The sequence below is a fragment of the Pseudomonas sp. PAMC 29040 genome (assembly GCF_003994535.1).
GTDB classification, from domain to species: Bacteria; Pseudomonadota; Gammaproteobacteria; order Pseudomonadales; family Pseudomonadaceae; genus Aquipseudomonas; species Aquipseudomonas paraversuta.
This window is the reverse complement of the sequence record NZ_RZAA01000005.1, coordinates 191,495-212,500: the sequence shown is the minus strand read 5'-3', so window position 1 is coordinate 212,500 and position 21,006 is coordinate 191,495. Positions and strand designations below refer to the sequence as shown.

Below are 21,006 nucleotides of genomic sequence, written 5' to 3'. Positions count from 1 at the left end.
GTCCTCTCGTAATCAATAAGGCCTGACGGCCGATAACTGTATAAGTAGCCAGTATTATTCCACAGCGATAAACGATCGCCTACCCCTGATTTTTTATTTCTCGTACCGTTCGGCGTATTAGCCCTTCCAGAGCGGCAATCACCGTTTGCCGACGCACTTCATCGCGATTCCCGGCAAAGTGCCTGCGCTCGGCCGAAACCTCATTGCCAACCCCCCACGCCAGCCAGACAGTACCAACCGGCTTGTCCAGCGAACCGCCGCCCGGCCCGGCAACACCACTTACCGCTACGGCAAACCTCGCAGCACTTTGCACCTGCGCGCCACGCACCATCGCCTCGACGACCTCGCGGCTGACTGCGCCTACCTGGGTAAACAAAGGTTGCGGGACATTCAGCTGCCGGGTCTTTTGCTGATTGGAGTAGGTTACAAAACCCGCCTCAAACCAGGCGGAACTGCCGGCAATTCGGGTGATGGCTTCTGCAATGCCCCCCCCGGTGCAGGACTCGGCGGTCGTTACTTGAGCGTTCAGAGTTTGTAACTGGTGCCCAAGTTCAGCTGCGAGTCGAGATATTGGGTCCATGGTTCTCTCCCGATGGGGTCAGTAAGCGCCATAACCTACACGAGCAGCCGGGTGTTGCAAGACGGCTCCACTGTCATGACAGACATCCCACAGGAAAAAGCTACCGCTCTTACGGTTCAATCCGAGAATCGGCAGAGCCATCGACTCCAAGCCGCTTGGCCGCCCAGCGCTGGTACAGACTGATGGCTGCATCCGCTCCGGCCAAAGCGGTCAGGCAACCAAAAGCACCGGCCGCCAGGATAGACATCCCTGCCGCGTACAGCAGCATGAAAGTCGAGACACCGCACACCATGCAGGCCCCCGAACGCAGGGCCAGGCGCCGCACCAGCAACCATCCGCTGGCGCCGTCTTTGTCGGCCCGCCACATTTCACCAAAAATGCCACCCACCAGGGCGAGAAGAATGACCAGCAAAACCGGCATCTCCAGCAGTAGTTGCGGTTCATTCAGCATGTCATCACTCCTGATTCCTTAATTGATAAGCGCCAGTTTCTGGCCTGGACTGAAAGCGGGCGCTATCGGTTACGTCGCCTCCCTGCACTTGAAAACTGCCATGAAGCAAAGACTATGCATGTATGGATATACAGTCAATGCATCAGTGCATATATTTTTCAGCGCACCTGTACAAGCCAACAAAGAGGGCGCAGACCGTAGGATTGGTCTTTAAAAAGACAAAAAAAGCCCACGTTCATGTGGGCTTTTTTTGAAATTAGCGCTAGCGAGCGTACATCCCCCACCAGAACACATGTCCGAGGATCACCAGTTGCTCATCCTCCAGATCGTTGTAGGCATAGTCTTCATCCGGGTATTCATCCCTGTTGAAGCTGCGCAAACGAATCCCGCCTGCCAGACGATAGAGCTGCTTTACCCGCAGCTCACCGTTGTGATTGATCGCATACAGATCACCGTCGACGACCTCATCGAGCATGCGCTTGCCTGCATTGACGCCAACCGTTGCCCCATCGCGCAACACCGGCAGCATGCTGTCGCCGCGCACTGTCACGCACTTTGCCTGGTCAAACTCCACGCCATTGTGGCGCAGGCTGCGCTTGCCAAAACGCAGCCGGGCACGCTCGCTCTCTTCAATGGCAAAGCGCCCCGTCCCGGCTGCCAGCTCCACCTGACGCAGGAACGCAATGGAGACCTCGTCATCCGCCACCGGGGTGTCGTCATCCCACAGACAGATATCATGCAACTCCGGGTGCAGGTGCTCGCTCGGGACAAGCAGATGACTATCGTCCCGACCCCGCAGCCGATCCGTACTGATGCGGAAGTATTCGGCAATTCTGGAGATGTGCCGATCAGAGGGATCGGCAATCTTGCCGCTCAAAATTCTCGACAGCGTGGACTGCGGCACACCGGTACTGCGGTGCAGCGCCATGGCGCTGATCCGGTGACGAACCAGCAGTTCGTTGAGGACAGTTGAAACAGTTCGTTTAGACATGACGGGAATAGTGCTGGCGCTGTTTGCAGATGGCAAACGCAATTTCTTCTATTAATAGCAGCCCGGAGTCCCCCTGTAGATGCGGGTAGCTGACATGTTAACCTTGCGACCATTATGAAAATCTCAGGCTGCGCGCCTGCCTTTCCCCACTTTCAAAACGAATCCGCCTAAGCCTCTCATGAGTAAAAACAGCTCCGACCTCTCCAGCCACACACCGATGATGCAGCAGTACTGGCGCCTGAAAAACCAGCACCCTGATCAGTTGATGTTCTATCGCATGGGCGACTTCTACGAGATCTTCTATGAAGACGCGAAGAAGGCCGCCAAGTTGCTGGACATCACCCTCACGGCGCGCGGGCAGTCGGCCGGACAGGCGATTCCGATGTGCGGGATTCCTTACCATGCCGCCGAAGGGTATTTGGCCAAGCTGGTAAAACTCGGCGAGTCGGTGGTGATTTGTGAACAGGTCGGCGATCCGGCGACCAGCAAGGGCCCGGTTGACCGCCAGGTGGTGCGCATCATCACCCCGGGTACGGTCAGCGATGAGGCGCTGCTTGATGAGCGTCGTGACAACCTGATTGCAGCGGTGCTGGGCGACGAACGCTTGTTTGGTCTGGCGGTACTGGACATCACCAGTGGCAATTTCTCGGTACTGGAAATCAAAGGCTGGGAAAACCTGCTGGCCGAGCTGGAGCGCATCAACCCGGTTGAATTGATGATCCCGGACGATTGGCCCCAAGGCCTGCCTGCGGAAAAACGCCGTGGCGTTCGACGCCGTGCACCCTGGGACTTTGAGCGCGACTCGGCGCTGAAAAGTCTGTGCCAACAGTTTTCAACCCAGGACCTTAAAGGCTTCGGTTGCGAGAACCTGACCCTGGCCATTGGCGCTGCCGGTTGCTTGCTCAGTTACGCCAAGGAAACCCAGCGTACCGCCCTGCCCCATTTACGCAGCCTGCGTCATGAACGCCTCGACGATACCGTGGTGCTCGACGGTGCCAGTCGACGCAACCTGGAGCTGGACACCAACCTGGCCGGTGGTCGCGACAATACATTGCAGTCCGTGGTGGACCGCTGCCAGACGTCAATGGGTAGCCGTTTGCTGACCCGCTGGCTGAACCGCCCATTGCGCGATTTGCCTGTGCTGCTGGCCCGCCAGTCGTCGATTACCTGCTTGCTGGATGGCTACCGTTTCGAAAAACTGCAGCCGCAGCTTAAAGAGATTGGCGATCTGGAGCGCATTCTGGCCCGTATCGGCCTGCGTAATGCGCGCCCGCGAGATCTGGCGCGCTTGCGCGATGCCTTGGGTGCCCTGCCCGAACTGCAAGACGCGATGATCGGGCTCGAAGCACCACACCTGCAGCAATTGGCCACTAGCACCGGTACCTATCCCGAGCTGGCGGCATTGCTGGAAAAAGCAATTAACGACAACCCGCCGGCGGTGATCCGCGATGGCGGGGTATTGAAAACCGGTTATGACGCCGAGCTGGATGAGCTGCAATCACTGAGCGAAAACGCCGGACAGTTTTTGATCGATCTGGAAGCCCGGGAAAAAGCCCGAACCGGCCTGGCCAACCTCAAGGTCGGTTACAACCGGGTACATGGCTACTTTATCGAGCTGCCAAGCAAGCAGGCCGAGCAAGCCCCGGCTGATTACATCCGCCGCCAGACGCTAAAAGGCGCCGAGCGTTTTATCACCCCGGAACTCAAAGCTTTCGAAGACAAAGCCCTGTCGGCGAAAAGCCGTGCACTGGCCCGGGAGAAAATGCTCTACGAAGCATTGCTCGAAACCCTGATCGGTGAGCTGCCGCCGCTGCAGGACACCGCCGCTGCCCTGGCTGAGCTGGATGTCCTGAGCAACCTGGCCGAACGCGCGCTGAACCTCGATTTGAACTGCCCGCGCTTTGTTGACGAACCCTGCATGCGCATCAACCAGGGCCGCCATCCGGTGGTAGAGCAAGTGTTGACTACGCCGTTCGTGGCCAACGACCTGGCGCTGGATGACAACACCCGCATGCTGGTGATTACCGGTCCTAACATGGGCGGTAAATCGACCTACATGCGCCAGACCGCATTGATCGTACTGCTGGCGCACATAGGCAGCTTCGTTCCTGCTGCCAGTTGCGAGCTGTCGCTGGTGGACCGGATCTTCACCCGAATCGGTTCCAGCGATGACCTGGCGGGCGGGCGTTCGACCTTTATGGTTGAAATGAGCGAAACCGCCAACATCCTGCATAACGCCACCGAGCGCAGCCTGGTGCTGATGGATGAAGTTGGACGCGGCACCAGTACTTTCGACGGCCTGTCACTGGCCTGGGCTGCGGCAGAACGTCTCGCCCAATTGCGCGCCTACACCCTGTTTGCCACGCACTATTTCGAGCTGACCGTACTGCCCGAAAATGAGCCGCTGGTGGCCAACGTGCACTTGAGCGCAACCGAGCACAATGAGCGAATCGTGTTCCTGCACCATGTATTGCCGGGCCCGGCGAGTCAGAGCTATGGCCTGGCGGTAGCCCAGCTGGCCGGCGTGCCGCCCGAAGTCATCACCCGGGCCCGCGAGCACTTGAGCCGTCTGGAGACCACCAGTCTGCCCCATGAAGCACCCCGTCCGACGCCCGGTAAAAAATCACCGCCACAGCAAAGCGACATGTTTGCCAGCCTGCCGCATCCGGTGCTGGACGACCTGTCCAAGCTCGATCTGGACAACATGACGCCACGTAAAGCACTTGATTTGCTCTACACATTAAAGACACGCATCTAACGCTGATGCGTTCAAGCTGATAGAATCGCGCGCGGTTCGGGATGCTACTGACCTTTTAGCCTGGTCTGTAGATATCACTCCCGAGCCCGGCGAACCCGTCCTGGAAGGGATTCGCTGCCGCCGCCTGAGGAGAAAATTAGAAATGACCTTCGTCGTCACCGACAACTGCATCAAGTGCAAGTACACCGACTGCGTAGAAGTCTGTCCGGTGGACTGCTTTTACGAAGGCCCGAACTTCCTGGTGATTCACCCGGATGAGTGCATCGACTGCGCGCTTTGTGAGCCTGAATGCCCGGCGCAAGCCATCTTCTCTGAAGATGAAGTGCCCGCTGACATGCAAGAATTCATTCAGTTGAATGTTGAGCTGGCTGAAATCTGGCCAAACATCACTGAGAAGAAAGACGCTCTGCCGGACGCGGAAGAGTTTGATGGTGTGAAAGGCAAGATCAAAGATCTGGAACGCTGATTCACGCTGCAGCAAAAAGCCCCGTCTCCTGCGAGCCGGGGCTTTTTGCGTTTTTGGCACAGCTATCGCACCGCCTGTATCGCCGGCAAGCCGGCTCCCACAAGCAGCGGGCGGGATATCAATCCCTCAGCCCGCCACAGCTCCAGTGCGGGAGCCGGCTTGCCGGCGATGCCGCCGCCCGCCAGTCATCCGGTTAGCCATTAATGGCGCAGCCGGTCGCCTCTTTGAGCTGTTCCAGCGTCACGCCTGAGGCCAGTTCAACCAGCTTTAGCCCTTGATCGGTCACATCAAGCACGGCCAGATCGGTGATGATACGGTCAACCACCCCCACCCCTGTCAGCGGCAGATCGCACTGCTTGAGCAGCTTGTGCGTGCCACCCTTGGCGGTGTGTTCCATAAGCACCACCACACGTTTGACTCCAGCGACCAGATCCATGGCACCGCCCATGCCTTTCACCATCTTGCCCGGAATCATCCAGTTCGCCAGATCGCCTTTTTCGGAGACCTGCATCGCCCCCAGGATCGACAGGTTGATATGCCCGCCGCGAATCATCGCGAACGAGTCGGCGCTGTTGAAAAAACTGCTGCCAGGCAACGTGGTGATGGTTTGCTTGCCGGCGTTGATCAGGTCCGCGTCCACTTCGTCTTCACCAGGAAACGGGCCAATGCCCAGCAGGCCGTTTTCACTTTGCAGCCAGACATCCATGCCCTCGGGTATATAGTTGGCTACCAAAGTCGGCAAACCGATACCAAGGTTGACGTAAAAACCGTCCTGCAATTCTTGGGCGGCGCGATGCGCCATTTCTTCACGAGTCCAGGCCATGTTCAGGCGCTCCGCACAGTGCGTTGTTCGATGCGTTTTTCCGGAGTGGGATTAAGTACCAGACGCTGTACGTAAATCCCCGGTAAATGCACCTGATCAGGTTCGATCTCACCTGTTTCGACGATTTCTTCTACTTCAACCACACAGATCTTGGCCGCCATTGCAGCCAGCGGGTTGAAATTGCGCGCGGTTTTGTTGAATAACAGATTGCCGGATTTATCGGCCTTCCAGGCTTTGACCAGCGCTACGTCGGCACGCAGTGAACGCTCCATGACAAACCACTCGCCATCGAACTCACGCGTTTCCTTGCCTTCTGCCACCAGGGTGCCGTAACCGGTTTTGGTGTAAAACGCCGGGATACCCGCGCCGCCTGCACGCAACTTCTCGGCCAGAGTACCTTGGGGGGTAAACTCCAGTTCAAGCTCGCCGGCCAGGTATTGGCGCTCAAACTCTTTGTTCTCGCCTACATAAGAAGAAATCATTTTGCGGATCTGACGGGTCGTCAGCAGTTGGCCAAGTCCGAACCCGTCCACGCCCGCATTGTTACTAATAACCGTCAACTCACGCTTGCCCGTGTCACGCAAGGCTGCAATCAGGGCCTCCGGGATGCCGCACAACCCAAAACCACCCACTGCCAGGGTCATCCCGTCTTCGACGATCCCCTGCAAGGCGGATTCGGCACTCGAGTAGATCTTGTTCACTGGTTATTCCTCGAATTGGCCACGACGCCTGCATCCCGGTCGCAGCATCTTTGCTTTCGTCCAGAGCGCACAAACATGCTGGCAGTCGCCCGCTCTGCGATTTTGGCTGCTCCGGCCACCGACCCAAGCGCTCTTCGAGTGTAGGGGAAGCAGACGCGCGAACTCTAGGGATGAGTGATAGAGGCGCAGAAATAAATACCCGCAGCCCCCAGGTTGTCAGCACTGACGTACAGACTGAGCCGACTTGACCCAGGATCGACAGGGGGCTTAACAATTGCATTACAAAATACATAGCTCGCTACCTTTAAAGCCGCGCCCTAGACGTATATAAAGGCATCTCGAAGCCATACCGAAAGTAGAGTTGAATCTTCCCTCGCCTTATCGTTCGATCGGACTAGACTCTTCACCAATTTGCTCTCGGCTGCGCAAGCTTGGGCTCAGGCTCAGCATCTCTATCCCTGTGTCGACCCAGGTCTCAGCTTCCTTGTGCAGCTCAAAACTATCGGGGACCAGCAGCCATTGGCCGAGAATACCGTCGATATAGGCGTGCAGACAGATAGCCGCGCGGCGGGCGTCAAGGGTCTTCGGGAGTTGCTCGCGATGGATGGCATTATTCAGGGCAAGCTCGATTCGACTGTTACAGTCGACACTCGCCACTTGGCGTTGACGGCGCAGGTCACACATTTCGTCAGTGAATTCGCACTTATGAAACAAAATCTCATTGATACGCCGGGTTTGAGGATCGATGGCAACCTGGCGAAACAAATGAACCAGCAGCTTGCGCATGCACCCGAGCGGATCAAGTTCGTCCTGACTTTCACTGGCTTTGGCCAGTTCATCCAGAGGCTCATGCAAGCTGTCCAGCATGGCCTGCACCAGGTCGGCCTTGTTACTGAAATGCCAGTAAATCGCGCCACGGGTTACACCCGCCAGTGCTGCAATATCAGCCAGCGTGGTACGCGCAACACCCCGCTCATAAAAGGCCTGCTCGGCAGCTTCGAGGATTTTGCTCCGGGTTTCCTGAGCTTCTTCTTTGGTACGACGGACCATGGCAATACAAACCTCAATCAGGAGGATCTGGACAATTGCGGCCGCTCGTCCAAACCAACATCGGGTGGCGTTTGTTATGCCTTATCCCGGACTACTTCAAACATAGAAAAGGGCCTTGTGACGCATGCTGCGGCACGCCGCCGCTATTTACAAACAGACGTGAATGTAAGTATATTCCTTAGCAAGCTACTTATCCACCCGGAACAGCTTTCTTTACCCTTCCACTATTCTTGTGCGCTTTCGCGTGCCTGACCCGAGGATTTTCATGCAATTCAAGCCAGCTGTTACCGCTCTGGTTGCTGCCATCGCCCTAGCTTCGCTGCTCAGCGGATGTAAAAAGGAAGAGGCGGCACCTGCCCCACAAATCCCTCAGGTCGGCGTCGTGACGCTGAAAACCCAACCTTTTACCCTGACCAATGACCTGCCAGGCCGGACTACGTCCTATCGCTCGGCAGAAGTTCGTCCCCAGGTGAACGGGATTATTCTCAAGCGCCTGTTCAAAGAAGGCAGTGACGTCAAAGTCGGCCAGCAGCTGTATCAGATCGATCCAGCCATCTACGAGAGCAACGTCCTGAGCGCCAAGGCCACTTTGCAGTCGGCCAAGTCCCTGGCTGAGCGCTACAAGCAGCTGGTTGCAGAACAAGCCGTAAGCCGTCAGGAATACGACAACGCCGAGTCCGCCCGCCTCGAAGCCGAAGCAACTTTGAATACCGCCCAGGTCAACCTGCGCTACACCAAGGTTTTGGCACCGCTGTCCGGCCGTATCGGACGCTCGCTGTTTACTGAGGGCGCACTGGTGACCAGTGGCCAGGCAGACGCATTGGCAGTGATCACCCAACTGGACCCGATCTATGTTGACGTGACCCAATCCTCGGTCGAAATGCTCGAGCTGCGCCGCGATCTGGCCAGTGGCCGCTTGAAGAGGGCCGGAGATAACGCCGCCAAGGTCAAATTGACCCTTCCGGACGGCAGTGAGTACCAGCAAGAAGGTCGCCTTGAGTTCACCGAAGTATCGGTTGACGAAACCACCGGTTCCGTAACCCTGCGCGCGGTGTTCCCGAACCCTGACGACACTCTGTTGCCGGGCATGTTTGTCCACGCGCAACTGGAAGCTGGCATCAACAGCGATGCGATTCTCGCGCCTCAAATCGGCGTGACCCACAACCTCAAGGGCCAACCGACAGCTTTGATCGTTGGGCCGGACAACAAGGTAGAACTGCGCGTGCTGCAAGCTTCGCGCACCGTGGGCAGCAACTGGCTGGTAGAAAAAGGCCTGAACGCTGGTGATCGCCTGATCGTCGACGGGCTGCAATTCATCAAGCCTGGTGCTGAAGTGAAAATCATGGAAAAACCACAAGGCGAAACCCCGGCATCTGCCCCGGCAACAGAAAAAGCTGCAGGCAGTAAAGGGGAGTAAACCATGTCGAAATTTTTTATCGACCGTCCGATTTTCGCTTGGGTAATTGCCCTGGTGATCATGCTGGTCGGGGCTCTATCGATCCTCAAACTACCGATCAACCAGTACCCGAGCATTGCACCGCCTGCCATCTCGATCGCTGTGACCTACCCGGGCGCTTCGGCGCAAACTGTGCAGGACACCGTGGTTCAGGTAATCGAGCAACAGCTTAACGGTATTGACCACTTGCGTTATGTGTCCTCGGAAAGCAACTCCGACGGCAGCATGAGCATCACCGCCACGTTCGAGCAAGGTACCGACCCTGACACCGCTCAGGTTCAGGTGCAGAACAAGCTCAACCTGGCAACGCCCCTGCTGCCTCAAGAGGTTCAGCAGCAAGGTATCCGTGTAACCAAGGCAGTGAAAAACTTCCTGATGGTTATCGGTGTGGTGTCTGAAGACGGCAGCATGAACAAGGACGACCTGTCCAACTACATCGTTTCCAACATGCAGGACCCGATCTCCCGTACCGAAGGTGTGGGCGACTTCCAGGTGTTCGGTGCCCAGTACGCCATGCGTATCTGGCTCGACCCGCTCAAGCTGAACAAGTACAACCTGACTCCGGTGGACGTTAAATCGGCCATCAGCGCACAGAACGTACAGGTGTCCTCCGGGCAACTGGGCGGCTTGCCTGCGGTAAAAGGTCAGGAGCTGAACGCGACCATCATCGGTAAAACCCGTCTGCAAACTGCAGATGAGTTCAAGAAGATCCTGCTCAAGGTCAACACCGACGGTTCCCAGGTACGCCTGAGCGATGTCGCCGATGTTGCCCTGGGTGGTGAAAACTACAGCGTCAGCGCGCAATTCAACGGCAAACCGGCATCGGGTATCGCGATCAAGCTGGCCCCGGGCTCGAACGCCCTGGACACGGCAAAGGCATTGCGTGAAACCATCAACGGTCTGGAACCCTTCTTCCCGGAAGGCATGAAAGTCGTTTACCCGTATGACACCACGCCAGTGGTTTCGGCATCGATCGAAGGGGTTCTCGAAACCCTGGTCGAAGCTGTCGCCCTGGTGTTCCTGGTGATGTTCCTGTTCCTGCAGAACTTCCGTGCCACCATCATCACCACGATGACAGTACCGGTTGTATTGCTGGGTACCTTCGGGATCCTGGCCGCTGCAGGTTTCAGCATCAACACCCTGACCATGTTCGGCATGGTATTGGCCATCGGCTTGCTGGTGGACGATGCGATTGTGGTAGTTGAAAACGTTGAGCGGGTAATGTCCGAAGAAGGACTACCGCCCAAGGAAGCCACCAAGAAATCCATGGAGCAGATCCAGGGCGCCCTGGTGGGTATTGCCCTGGTACTGTCGGCGGTACTGCTGCCGATGGCCTTCTTCAGCGGCTCCACCGGTGTGATCTATCGCCAATTCTCGATCACCATCGTTTCGGCGATGGGCCTGTCGGTACTGGTTGCACTGATCTTCACCCCGGCCCTGTGCGCCACCATGCTCAAGCCGATCCAGAAGGGAGATCACGGCGAGAACAAGCGCGGTTTCTTCGGCTGGTTCAACCGTACTTTCGACAGTGGCGTGAAACGCTACGAGAAAGGTGTCGGCAGCATTCTGCGTCACAAGGCTCCGTACTTCCTGGCTTATGTCCTGATTGTGGTTGGTATGGTGTTCCTGTTCACCCGTATCCCTACCTCCTTCCTCCCGGAAGAAGACCAGGGCGTATTGTTTGCACAGGTTCAAACTCCCGCGGGCACCACTGCAGAGCGCACTCAGCAGGTGGTAGACCGGATGCGCGAATACCTGCTGACCGATGAATCGGGCGCTGTGTCTTCGGTGTTTACCGTGAACGGCTTCAACTTTGCCGGCCGTGGCCAGAGCTCTGGTCTGGCGTTCATCATGCTCAAGCCATGGGGCGAACGAGATGCGGACAACAGCGTGTTTGCGCTGGCCGCACGGGCGCAGAAAGTGTTCTCCAGCTACCGCGATGCAATGGTCTTCGCCTTTGCCCCGCCAGCTGTAATGGAGCTGGGTAACGCCACAGGTTTTGACGTTTATCTGCAAGACCGTTCCGGTATCGGTCACGAGAAGCTGATGGAGGCCCGCAACCAGTTCCTGGGCATGGCATCTCAAAGCAAGATTCTGGCCGGTGTGCGTCCAAACGGCTTGAACGATGAGCCGCAATACAAACTGCTGATCGACGATGAAGCCGCTCGCGCCCTGGGCCTGAGTCTTTCGGACATCAACAACACCCTGTCCATCGGTCTGGGTGCCAGTTATGTCAACGACTTCATCGACCACGGTCGGGTCAAGAAGGTATTCCTGCAAGGCGAAGCTGACTCGCGGATGAACCCCGAAGACCTGAAGAAGTGGTATGTGCGCAACGACCAGGGAACCATGGTGCCTTTCTCGGCCTTCGCCAAGGGCGAATGGATCTACGGCCCGCCCAAGCTGTCGCGTTATAACGGCGTGGAAGCAATGGAAATACTCGGTGCTCCGGCCCCGGGCTACAGTAGCGGTCAAGCCATGGCTGAAGTCGAAGCCCTGGCCAAGAAGCTGCCGCCCGGTGTAGGTATTTCCTGGACAGGTCTGTCTTACGAGGAACGTCTGTCAGGTTCGCAAGCACCTGCCTTGTACGCAATTTCCTTGCTGATGGTATTCCTGTGCCTTGCAGCCCTGTATGAAAGCTGGTCGATCCCGATTGCGGTAATGCTGGTTGTTCCGCTGGGGATTATCGGTGCACTTATGGCTACCAGCCTGCGGGGGTTGTCCAACGACGTGTACTTCCAGGTAGGCCTGCTGACGACCATCGGTCTGGCATCGAAAAACGCCATTCTGATCGTCGAGTTTGCCAAGGAACTGCATGAACAGGGACGAACACTGACCGAGGCGGCCATTGAGGCCTGCCGCATGCGTCTGCGGCCAATCATCATGACCTCGCTGGCGTTTGTCCTGGGTGTGATCCCGCTGGCCATCTCCACGGGCGCAGGCTCGGGCAGCCAGCACGCTATTGGTACCGGCGTAATCGGTGGCATGATCACCGCCACAGTACTGGCCGTGTTCTGGGTGCCGCTGTTCTTTGTCGCCGTATCGTCCTTTGGCAGCAAAAAAGATTCCGAGAAGAAAGTGGACCTGACTAAAACACCAAACAACGAGGCTGGCCAATGAGCAAGTCCCTTCTAGCCCTCGCTGTCGCCGCATTTACCCTGGGCGGCTGCTCGCTGATCCCGGACTACCAGCGCCCTGAGGCGCCGGTAGCGGCGCAATACCCGCAGGGCCCGGCCTACTCGCCAAACGAGGCGGCCAACCAGGCCGCTGCAGAACAAGGCTGGCGTCAGTTTTTCCATGACCCGGCCCTGCAGCAGCTGATTCAAACGGCCCTGGTCAACAACCGCGACCTTCGGGTCGCCGCGTTGAACATCGACGCGTATGCCGCGCAGTACCGTATCCAGCGTGCCGACCTGTTTCCGGCGGTTAGCGCCAATGGCAGCGGCAGCCGTCAACGGACCCCGGCGAACCTGTCGCAAACCGGCGAAGCCGGTATCACCAGCCAGTATTCGGCGACCCTCGGGGTCAGCGCGTACGAGCTGGACCTGTTCGGCCGGATACGTAGCCTGAGCGACCAGGCGTTGCAGAACTACTTTGCAACCGAAGAAGCCCGACGCACCACCCAGATCAGTCTGGTGGCCAGTGTCGCCAATGCCTACCTGACCTGGCAGGCTGACAAAGAGCTGCTGAAGCTGACCGAAGACACCCTCAAGGCGTTCGATCAGAGCTACAAGCTCACCCTGCGCAGCAATGAAGTAGGGGTTGCCTCGGCACTGGATGTCAGTCAGTCGCGCACCTCGGTCGAGAATGCCCGGGTGCAACTGGCGCGCTACACCCGCCAGGTCGCTCAGGATCAGAACAGCCTCGCGCTGCTGCTCGGCACCACCATCCCGGACAACTTGCCGGCCAGCCAGCCACTGGCAGCTGATCTGTTGAGCGAAGTACCGGCCGGCCTGCCATCCGACCTGCTGCAACGTCGCCCGGACATCCTCGAGGCCGAGCACAAGCTGTTGGCCGCCAACGCCAACATCGGCGCGGCGCGTGCAGCGTTCTTCCCGAGCATCAGCCTCACGGCCAATGCCGGGACCTTGAGTCCGGATCTGTCGGGCCTGTTCAAAGGCGGTTCGGGTACCTGGTTGTTCTCGCCGCAAATCAACCTGCCGATCTTTAACGCAGGGGCTTTGCGCGCCAGCCTGGACTACTCGAAAATCCAGAAAGAAATCACCGTTTCACAGTACGAAAAAACCATCCAGACGGCCTTCCAGGAAGTCTCTGACGGCCTGGCAGCACGTCAGACCTACAACCAGCAGTTGCAGGCACAAACCGACTTCGTGAACGCCAACCAGGATTACTACCGGTTGGCTGAGCGTCGCTACCGGATTGGCATCGACAGCAACCTGACCTTCCTCGATGCCCAGCGTTCATTGTTCAGCGCGCAGCAATCGTTGATCACCGACCGCCTGTCACAGCTGACCAGTGAAGTCACGCTGTACAAGGCTCTGGGTGGCGGCTGGTTCGAACAAACCGGGCAAAATCGGCCTGTTTCGGATCAGCCACCGAAGGCCTGATGCACTCTGGTTAAACAACAAACCCGCCAATTGGCGGGTTTGTTGTTTCTGAGTAGTGCTGCCCCTGTAGGAACGAGCTTGCTCGCGAGCTGTTAAAAGCTCGCGAGCAAGCTCGCTCCTGCAGAAATGCAGGAAGGCGCTGTTATTCCCGCGATTCGACTCCCAGCTCGTCCCACACTGACTCCGCCAGATGGAAGGTGGCATTGGCCGCCGGGATACCGCAATAGATAGCGCTCTGCATCAGCACTTCCTTGATCTCGGCACGGGTCACGCCGTTACTGGCCGCCGCACGCAAATGCAATTTGAGCTCTTCGCTGCGGTTCATGCCGATCAGCATCGCAATAGTGATCAGGCTACGGGTGTGACGCGTCAGGCCGGGGCGGGTCCAGATATCACCCCAGGCGTGGCGGGTGATCATTTCCTGAAATTCGCTATTGAACTCGGTCAGGGCATTGAGGCTGCGATCGACATGGGCATCACCCAGCACTTCACGGCGTACGCTCAGACCTGCGTCGTAACGTTGTTTCTCGTCCACAAAACAGCTCCTTAAACGGCTGACAGGAAGGCCAGCACTCTTTGGCTGAAGGCATCACCCGCCTGCACGTTGGACAGGTGCGCGGCATGGAACTCGGCGTACTGGGCGCCCGCTACCTGTTCTTGAATAAAGTGACTGCCGGAAGGCGGCGTTACGGCGTCCTCGGTACCGGCAATAACCAGGGTAGGCACCTTGATGGCCGCCAGTTGATCACGAAAATCAGCATCGCGAACCGCTGCGCAGTTGGCGGCGTAGCCTTGGGGCGAGGTCGCAGCCAGCATGTCGGTGATGCGCTTGACCTGCTCGGGATGTGCCTGGGCGTAATCGGCGGTGAACCAGCGGGCAATCGAGGCATCGCGCAGACCGGCCATCGCCGCAGGACCGTCGCGCAGTACCATTTCGATTCGCGGGTTCCACACCGACGGCTCGCCTATTTTGGCCGCGGTGTTGCACACCACCAGCTTGTTCAGGCGCTCGCCGGCATGGATGCCCAGCCACTGACCAATCAACCCGCCCATCGACAGCCCGCAAAAGTGCGCACGCTCGATATGCAGCGCATCCAGCAGCGCCAGTACGTCACGCCCCAGCTGTTCAATACTGTAGGGGCCCTCGCTGACCAGTGACTGGCCATGACCACGGGTGTCATAACGCAGCACCTGAAAATGCTCGGTAAACGCCGGGATTTGCGCGTCCCACATCCCCAGGTCGGTGCCCAGCGAGTTAGATAGAACCAGCACCGGCGCGCCTTGCGGGCCGTCAAGCCGGTAGTTCAGTTCACCTTCTTGTATAGGTCCCACGAACTTCTCCTTTTATGGCGTCAATGCAAAATGTTCAGCCCGGGCACGCTCCACCCATGTCACCGCCTGGCCGAGGTAATTGGCCGGATCAAGCAAGCGATCCAGATCTTGTGCGCTCAACTGCGCGCTTATTTGCGGCTCGTCGTCCAGCACTGAGCGCAGATGACGCTGCTCGGCCACCGCACGCTTGCAGCATTGCTCCAGCAGATGGTGCGCGGTTTCACGCCCTACCCTCTGTGCCAGCACGATACTGACCGCTTCGGCCAGCACCAGCCCATGGGTCAAATCAAGGTTGTGCAGCATGCGTTCGGCATCCACTTCCAGTCCCTGGGCAATATTCAACGTCTGCACCAGTGCCCCCGAGACCAAACAGCAAATCTCGGGCAGGGTTTCCCATTCGGCGTGCCACAAGCCCAAGCTACGTTCGTGCTCCTGGGGCATGGCGCTGAACAAGGTACTCAGCAAGCCCGGAACCCGGGTGGCGGCGCTGATCAACACCGCCGAGCCCACGGGGTTGCGCTTGTGCGGCATGGTCGAAGAGCCGCCCTTGCCCGGTGCCGCGGGCTCAAACACCTCCCCTGCTTCGGTCTGCATCAGCAAGCTGAGATCACGCCCCACCTTACCCAGGCTGCCGGCAATCAACCCCAGCACCGCGCCAAACTCCACCAGCCGATCACGCTGGGTGTGCCACGGCTGATCCGGCAGGCTCAGCCCCAGTTCCTCGGCCAACGCCTGCGCCACCGGCATCGCCTGATCGCCCAAGGCGGCCAGGGTTCCCGAAGCACCGCCAAATTGCAGGCACAGCAAGCGCGGCTTTAATTCCTTGAGGCGCTGACGGCTGCGAGTAACCGCACCCAGCCAGCCAGCGATTTTCATGCCGAGGGTGACCGGAGTCGCCTGCTGCAACCAGGTTCGCCCCGCCAGAGGCGTGGTCGCATAGCGCAAAGCCTGTTGCGCAAGCACGGCTCCCAATTGCGCCAGATCCTGCTCAATCAAGCCCAGGGCTGAGCGCAATTGCAGCACCAGGCCACTGTCCATCACATCCTGGCTGGTGGCACCCAGATGCACATAACGCTCGGCCTCAGGTGCGGCGCTGGCAATCTGTTTGCCCAGCGCCTTGACCAATGGAATTGCCGAGTTGCCGGCGCTGGCGATCGCCTGGCCCAACGCCGCAAAGTCATACAGTTCAGCGCGACACGCCCGGTCAATCGGCGCAACGGCTGCCTGGGGGATCAGGCCAACCCGCGCCTGCGCCCGGGCCAGCGCCGCTTCAAAGTCGAGCATGGCCTGCACCCGGCCATGATCAGAAAACACTTCACCCATGGACTTGGCCGTGAAGTAGGCATCGAACAGTTGATTGCTCCTTCGGTCACTCATAAGCCTTCCTTTGAAGGCGCGCGCCGGTTATGGACACGCGCGGTACATCACAGATCGTGGTGCAGATACTTGGGCTGCCTCGGCAGACGCAAGCTGAACAGGAAGGCGATAGCCATCATGACTGTCACATACCAGTAGAAGGTGTTTTCCATACCTTTGGCTTTCAGCGCGAAAGCCAGCACCTCGGCCGTACCGCCAAACAGGGCGTTGGCCACGGCATAGGCCATACCGACACCCAGCGCGCGGATGTGCGGAGGGAACATTTCGGCTTTCACCAACCCGCTGATGGATGTGTAAAAACTGACGATAGCCAGGGCCAGGGTAATCAGCACAAAGGCCAGAAATGGACTGGTGATGGTTTTCAATGTCAGCAAAATCGGTACCGTGCACAAGGTACCCAGCGCACCGAACCACAACATCGAGTTACGCCGACCGATTCTGTCGGCCAGCATGCCAAACAACGGCTGCATGCACATATAAAAGAACAGCGCACCAGTCATGATGTAACTGGCAGTTTTGACTTGCATGCCGGCAGTGTTCACCAGGAATTTCTGCATATAAGTGGTGAAGGTGTAGAAAATCAGCGAGCCGCCGGCGGTGTAGCCCAGCACGGTAATAAATGCCGCTTTGTGATCACGAAACAAAGCGCCAACGCTCCCGGCGTCCTTGTTCTTGCGCGACTCCTCGCTCGTGGTTTCTTTAAGGGTACGACGCAGCAATAGCGAAATCAGCGCCGCCACGGCGCCAATGAAGAACGGAATGCGCCAGCCCCAGGCCCGCAGTTCGTCCTCTGACAGCAGTTGCTGAAGCACGACCACCACCAACACTGCCAGCAGTTGCCCGCCGATCAGGGTCACGTACTGGAAGGAGGCGAAAAAACCGCGCTCGCCCTTGGGCGCCACTTCACTCATGTAAGTGGCGGTGGTGCCGTACTCCCCGCCCACTGACAAGCCCTGAAAGAGTCGGGCCACCAGCAACAAAGCCGGAGCCCATGCACCGATCGTGTCATAGGTGGGCATGAAGGTGATCACCAGCGAGCCGGCGCACATCATCAGTACCGCAATCATCATCGAGTTCTTGCGCCCGTGCTTGTCGGCAACCCGGCCAAACAGCCAGCCACCGATGGGACGCATCAAAAAGCCTGCCGCAAACACGCCAGCAGTGTTGAGCAACTGCACGGTCGGGTCATCGGAGGGGAAAAAAGCCGGGGCGAAGTAGATTGCGCAAAAGGCATAAACGTAGAAGTCGAACCATTCGACCAGGTTGCCGGAGGAGGCACCGACAATCGCAAAAATCCTTTTTCTACGTTCCTCTCCCGTGTAGTGAGCTTCTGTTGTCATGTTTTTTACTCATCAGGTTTAGTTGCAGTTAGACATACCTTGCAACAACTATCACCGCAACCACAAGTAAGCCGAACGACTGAGACAGTGGTTCGGCCCTGTGCTCAATGCCTGACTGTCAAACCCGCTCGATGGCCAGTGCCAGACCTTGCCCGACACCAACACACATGGTGGCAAGCCCTTTTTTGCCACCGGTTTTTTCAAGATGATGCAATGCGGTCAGTACAATTCGCGCACCGCTCATGCCCAAAGGATGGCCCAGGGCAATTGCTCCGCCATTGGGATTGACCTGTGGCGCATCGTCCGCCAGCCCCAGCTCGCGCAGAACCGCCAGGCCCTGGCTGGCGAAGGCTTCATTGAGTTCAATCACGTCAAAATCGCTGACGGCCAGGCCCAGGCGTTCAACCAGCTTGCGCACTGCAGGCACCGGACCGATACCCATTACCCGCGGTGCCACTGCGGCGCTGGCCATGCCCAGTACCCGGGCACGGGCGGTCAGGCCGTGACGTTTGACGGCATCAGCCGAGGCCAGAATCAGTGCCGCGGCACCATCGTTCACCCCTGAAGCATTGCCGGCAGTCACGGTTTTGTCCGGACCATTGACCGGCTTGAGCTTGCTCAAGGTTTCAAGGGTGGTATCGGCGCGCGGATGCTCATCGTGTTCAACGACGGTTTCACCCTTTTTGTGCGCAACACGCACCGGCACTATCTCTTCAGCAAAGTAGCCGGCAGCCTGGGCTGCGGCTGTGCGTTGCTGGCTGCGCAGGGCGAAGGCGTCCTGATCGGCGCGGGAGATGTGATAGTCATCGGCAACGTTATCGGCGGTTTGCGGCATCGGGTCGACACCGTACTGAGCTTTCATCAGCGGGTTGATAAAACGCCAGCCGATGGTGGTGTCTTCGAGCTTCATGTTGCGCGAGAAGGCAGCGTCCGCCTTGCCCATCACAAAGGGCGCGCGGGACATCGACTCGACGCCGCCAGCAATCGCCAGCTCCATCTCGCCGCTGGCAATCGCCCGGAAGGCTGTACCAATGGCATCCATACCCGAGGCACACAGCCGGTTAAGGGTCACGCCCGGAATGGTTTCCGGCAGCCCGGCCAGCAGAGCAGCCATGCGTGCCACGTTGCGATTGTCTTCGCCGGCCTGGTTGGCACAACCGAAAAATACTTCATCAACTTCGTTCCAGTTAACCCCGGGATTACGCTCGATCAGCGCCTTGATCGGCACTGCCGCCAGGTCATCGGCACGCACTGCGGCCAGACCTGCGCCAAAACGGCCAATGGGGGTGCGAATCGCATCACAGATAAAAACTTCACGCATCAGGCTTCTCCTGGTGTTGGCCACGGGCCAGCGCTGTAGGCGCGGTCACGCAAGCCGCTGAGTTCAACATCGAGCGGCCCGCGGTGAGCGGCAATTACATGCTTGACGGCGTAGTGCAACGAAATGATGTCTGGCAGGTTAAGCCGCCGACTCAACCTGAACAATCCGATAATCGACTATGTGTGCGCTAATCGAACACATAGTTAGCTTGCTGACTAATCAACCCGCAATCAGGTTGCATCGGCGTGACTGACCATGCCTTTGATCAGTACCGCGGTGGTCGCCAGAGCTGCCGGAATCACCAGCGCCGTCAGCACTTGCTCGAAGTTCCAGCCCAAGCCCAGCAGGGTTGCGCCCATCCAGGCCCCCAGAATGGCGCCGAAGCGACCAATCCCGAGCATCCACGAAACGCCCGTGGCCCGCCCTTGGGTCGGGTAAAAACGCGCCGCCAGGGACGGCATCGCAGATTGCGCGCCGTTTACACACATACCGGCCACCAGAACCAGAGTGGCCAGGATCGTGATATTGCCCAGGCTCTGCCCTACTGCGTAGGCAAACACCCCAGCCAGCAGGTAGAACACACCTATTACCTTGTGCGGATTGAATCGATCCATCGCCCATCCCACACCCACGGCACTCAAGACTCCGCCGAACTGGAAAAGCGCACCAATAAACGCGGCCTGCTCCATGCTGGCCCCGCTGTCACGCATCAGGGTCGGCAGCCAGCTGGTGAGCAGATACACAATCACCAGCCCCATGAAGTAGGTGAGCCACAGCAACAAGGTGCCGGCGCTATAGGTCCCGGAGAAGATCACGGCAAATACATTGCGCGCCTTGACGGTCTGCTGCTCGGGCACGCTGAAGCGGGTGGCGCCGGCAACAATGGCCGGAGCAATGGGTGCCAGGGTTTTACGAATCAGCTCAATACTTCGATTGCGTACCACCAGAAAACGCGCAGATTCCGGCAGCCACACCACCAGAACCAATGTCAGCAGCAACGGCAAGATCCCGCCGATCAGCAACAGGCTGTGCCAGCCGTACATCGGGATCAATTTGGCCGAGATGAAACCTCCGCCTGCCATGCCCAGATTGAAACCGCAGAACATGCTGGTCACCAACAGCGACTTGTGGCGCTCCGGTGTGTACTCAGACAGCAAGGTGGTGGCGTTCGGCATCCCGGCGCCAAGGCCCAGGCCGGTTAAAAAGCGCAAGACCAGAAGTTGATCGACATTAGTGCTGTAGGCCGAGGCCAGGCTAAACCCGCCAAACACCAGCACGGCCCCCACCAGCACCACTTTTCGCCCGAAACGGTCAGCCAGCGGCCCCGAACCCAAGGCTCCGAATACCATGCCTATCAGCGCCGCGCTCATGACCGGGCCAAGGCTGGCGCGGTCTATCCCCCAGTCCTGCGACAGGGCCGGAGCGATGAAGCCCATGGCTGCGGTGTCCAGACCATCCAGAAAGACAATCAGAAAACACAGAATGACTACTCTCCACTGGTAACGCGAGAGCGGCTGAGTATTGATAAAGGACTGCACATCAAGGCAGTTTCCTGCTGCAGACTGAGACGAATTCATTATTTTTATTCCGGGAAAACGCAGGTGAACGAAAGCCTGCCAAGGAGCGGCTGCTCACACAAGAAACCTAAAAGAGGATGTCAAACCGGTCTTGGGAGGACCGTCGAAGACTGCTTCCAGATCAGGAAGTGGGGGGTGTTCATGGCGTTCGGCCTCTTCTTTATTATAGTGGGCGAATCCTGGTTGAATGCTTGGGCAGACTGCATTCCAGGGCG

General features: G+C 58.3%; 17 protein-coding genes. 5 read left to right on the top strand and 12 right to left on the bottom strand.

The window, feature by feature from the left end:
- Positions 1 to 79: 79 nt before the first annotated feature.
- From WG29040_RS10955 to WG29040_RS10945, 3 genes are all read right to left on the bottom strand, one after another.
- Positions 80 to 580 (bottom strand): CinA family protein, encoded by a 501-nt coding sequence (locus WG29040_RS10955; RefSeq protein WP_003443032.1) that lies wholly within the window; start codon positions 578 to 580, stop codon positions 80 to 82.
- 109 nt (positions 581 to 689) lie between these two features.
- Positions 690 to 1,031 (bottom strand): phage holin family protein, encoded by a 342-nt coding sequence (locus WG29040_RS10950; RefSeq protein ID WP_003443035.1) that lies wholly within the window; start codon positions 1,029 to 1,031, stop codon positions 690 to 692.
- Positions 1,032 to 1,293: 262 nt separating this feature from the next.
- Positions 1,294 to 2,022, bottom strand: a complete 729-nt coding sequence (locus WG29040_RS10945) for an XRE family transcriptional regulator (RefSeq protein WP_083912790.1) — start codon at positions 2,020 to 2,022, stop codon at positions 1,294 to 1,296.
- Between the two features lie 178 nt (positions 2,023 to 2,200).
- Here WG29040_RS10945 and mutS point away from each other — a divergent pair, with 178 nt between their 5' ends.
- Positions 2,201 to 4,780: a DNA mismatch repair protein MutS gene (mutS, locus tag WG29040_RS10940; protein ID WP_010655682.1), complete on the top strand. Its 2,580-nt coding sequence runs from the start codon at positions 2,201 to 2,203 to the stop codon at positions 4,778 to 4,780.
- A 142-nt stretch (positions 4,781 to 4,922) separates the two neighbouring features.
- Complete coding sequence (fdxA, locus tag WG29040_RS10935) at positions 4,923 to 5,246, top strand: ferredoxin FdxA (RefSeq protein WP_003443045.1); 324 nt, start codon at positions 4,923 to 4,925, stop codon at positions 5,244 to 5,246.
- Positions 5,247 to 5,439: 193 nt separating this feature from the next.
- Here fdxA and WG29040_RS10930 read toward each other — a convergent pair whose 3' ends face one another.
- The 3 genes from WG29040_RS10930 to WG29040_RS10920 all read right to left on the bottom strand — a co-directional run bounded on the left by WG29040_RS10930 (position 5,440) and on the right by WG29040_RS10920 (position 7,820).
- Positions 5,440 to 6,069: a CoA transferase subunit B gene (locus tag WG29040_RS10930; RefSeq protein ID WP_003443048.1), complete on the bottom strand. Its 630-nt coding sequence runs from the start codon at positions 6,067 to 6,069 to the stop codon at positions 5,440 to 5,442.
- A 2-nt stretch (positions 6,070 to 6,071) separates the two neighbouring features.
- Positions 6,072 to 6,770: a CoA transferase subunit A gene (locus WG29040_RS10925; protein WP_127196139.1), complete on the bottom strand. Its 699-nt coding sequence runs from the start codon at positions 6,768 to 6,770 to the stop codon at positions 6,072 to 6,074.
- A gap of 378 nt (positions 6,771 to 7,148) precedes the next feature.
- Positions 7,149 to 7,820 carry a TetR family transcriptional regulator gene (locus tag WG29040_RS10920; protein ID WP_003443052.1) on the bottom strand — a complete coding sequence of 224 codons (672 nt, stop codon included), beginning with the start codon at positions 7,818 to 7,820 and terminating at the stop codon, positions 7,149 to 7,151.
- Positions 7,821 to 8,085: 265 nt separating this feature from the next.
- On the opposite strand from WG29040_RS10920, the gene WG29040_RS10915 reads away from it, so the two are divergent.
- From WG29040_RS10915 to adeC, 3 genes are read left to right on the top strand one after another with little or no spacing between them, the layout of a single operon-like run.
- Positions 8,086 to 9,237, top strand: coding sequence for an efflux RND transporter periplasmic adaptor subunit (locus WG29040_RS10915; RefSeq protein ID WP_003443055.1), 1,152 nt, complete (start codon positions 8,086 to 8,088; stop codon positions 9,235 to 9,237).
- 3 nt (positions 9,238 to 9,240) lie between these two features.
- A complete protein-coding gene (locus tag WG29040_RS10910; protein WP_003443058.1) occupies positions 9,241 to 12,396 on the top strand; it encodes an efflux RND transporter permease subunit in 3,156 nt (1,051 codons plus the stop codon).
- A complete protein-coding gene (gene adeC, locus WG29040_RS10905; protein ID WP_003443061.1) occupies positions 12,393 to 13,844 on the top strand; it encodes an AdeC/AdeK/OprM family multidrug efflux complex outer membrane factor in 1,452 nt (483 codons plus the stop codon). Before WG29040_RS10910 ends, adeC begins: the two co-directional genes overlap by 4 nt.
- Positions 13,845 to 13,986: 142 nt before the next feature.
- On the opposite strand, the gene pcaC is transcribed toward adeC, so the two are convergent.
- The 6 genes from pcaC to WG29040_RS10875 all read right to left on the bottom strand — a co-directional run bounded on the left by pcaC (position 13,987) and on the right by WG29040_RS10875 (position 20,791).
- Positions 13,987 to 14,379, bottom strand: coding sequence for a 4-carboxymuconolactone decarboxylase (gene pcaC / locus WG29040_RS10900; RefSeq protein WP_003443064.1), 393 nt, complete (start codon positions 14,377 to 14,379; stop codon positions 13,987 to 13,989).
- Between the two features lie 11 nt (positions 14,380 to 14,390).
- A complete protein-coding gene (pcaD, locus tag WG29040_RS10895; protein WP_003443079.1) occupies positions 14,391 to 15,176 on the bottom strand; it encodes a 3-oxoadipate enol-lactonase in 786 nt (261 codons plus the stop codon).
- A gap of 12 nt (positions 15,177 to 15,188) precedes the next feature.
- Positions 15,189 to 16,553 (bottom strand): 3-carboxy-cis,cis-muconate cycloisomerase, encoded by a 1,365-nt coding sequence (locus tag WG29040_RS10890; RefSeq protein WP_127196138.1) that lies wholly within the window; start codon positions 16,551 to 16,553, stop codon positions 15,189 to 15,191.
- A 47-nt stretch (positions 16,554 to 16,600) separates the two neighbouring features.
- Positions 16,601 to 17,893, bottom strand: coding sequence for an MFS family transporter (locus WG29040_RS10885; protein ID WP_003443087.1), 1,293 nt, complete (start codon positions 17,891 to 17,893; stop codon positions 16,601 to 16,603).
- A gap of 118 nt (positions 17,894 to 18,011) precedes the next feature.
- On the bottom strand, positions 18,012 to 19,217 hold the full coding sequence (pcaF, locus tag WG29040_RS10880; RefSeq protein ID WP_177412971.1) for a 3-oxoadipyl-CoA thiolase: 1,206 nt from the start codon (positions 19,215 to 19,217) through the stop codon (positions 18,012 to 18,014).
- Between the two features lie 227 nt (positions 19,218 to 19,444).
- Positions 19,445 to 20,791, bottom strand: coding sequence for an MFS transporter (locus tag WG29040_RS10875; protein WP_003443090.1), 1,347 nt, complete (start codon positions 20,789 to 20,791; stop codon positions 19,445 to 19,447).
- Between the last annotated feature and the right edge of the window lie 215 nt (positions 20,792 to 21,006).

Excerpts from the sequence above, each read along its gene's own strand:
- WG29040_RS10920 (WP_003443052.1), bottom strand. The coding sequence starts at position 7,820 with ATGGTCCGTCGTACCAAAGAAGAAGCTCAGGAAACCCGGAGCAAAATC.
- WG29040_RS10910 (WP_003443058.1), top strand. The coding sequence starts at position 9,241 with ATGTCGAAATTTTTTATCGACCGTCCGATTTTCGCTTGGGTAATTGCC.
- WG29040_RS10915 (WP_003443055.1), top strand. The coding sequence starts at position 8,086 with ATGCAATTCAAGCCAGCTGTTACCGCTCTGGTTGCTGCCATCGCCCTA.
- WG29040_RS10885 (WP_003443087.1), bottom strand. The coding sequence starts at position 17,893 with ATGACAACAGAAGCTCACTACACGGGAGAGGAACGTAGAAAAAGGATT.
- adeC (WP_003443061.1), top strand. The coding sequence starts at position 12,393 with ATGAGCAAGTCCCTTCTAGCCCTCGCTGTCGCCGCATTTACCCTGGGC.
- WG29040_RS10875 (WP_003443090.1), bottom strand. The coding sequence starts at position 20,791 with ATGAATTCGTCTCAGTCTGCAGCAGGAAACTGCCTTGATGTGCAGTCC.
- WG29040_RS10945 (WP_083912790.1), bottom strand. The coding sequence starts at position 2,022 with ATGTCTAAACGAACTGTTTCAACTGTCCTCAACGAACTGCTGGTTCGT.
- WG29040_RS10950 (WP_003443035.1), bottom strand. The coding sequence starts at position 1,031 with ATGCTGAATGAACCGCAACTACTGCTGGAGATGCCGGTTTTGCTGGTC.
- WG29040_RS10955 (WP_003443032.1), bottom strand. The coding sequence starts at position 580 with ATGGACCCAATATCTCGACTCGCAGCTGAACTTGGGCACCAGTTACAA.
- WG29040_RS10930 (WP_003443048.1), bottom strand. The coding sequence starts at position 6,069 with ATGGCCTGGACTCGTGAAGAAATGGCGCATCGCGCCGCCCAAGAATTG.
- fdxA (WP_003443045.1), top strand. The coding sequence starts at position 4,923 with ATGACCTTCGTCGTCACCGACAACTGCATCAAGTGCAAGTACACCGAC.
- mutS (WP_010655682.1), top strand. The coding sequence starts at position 2,201 with ATGAGTAAAAACAGCTCCGACCTCTCCAGCCACACACCGATGATGCAG.
- WG29040_RS10890 (WP_127196138.1), bottom strand. The coding sequence starts at position 16,553 with ATGAGTGACCGAAGGAGCAATCAACTGTTCGATGCCTACTTCACGGCC.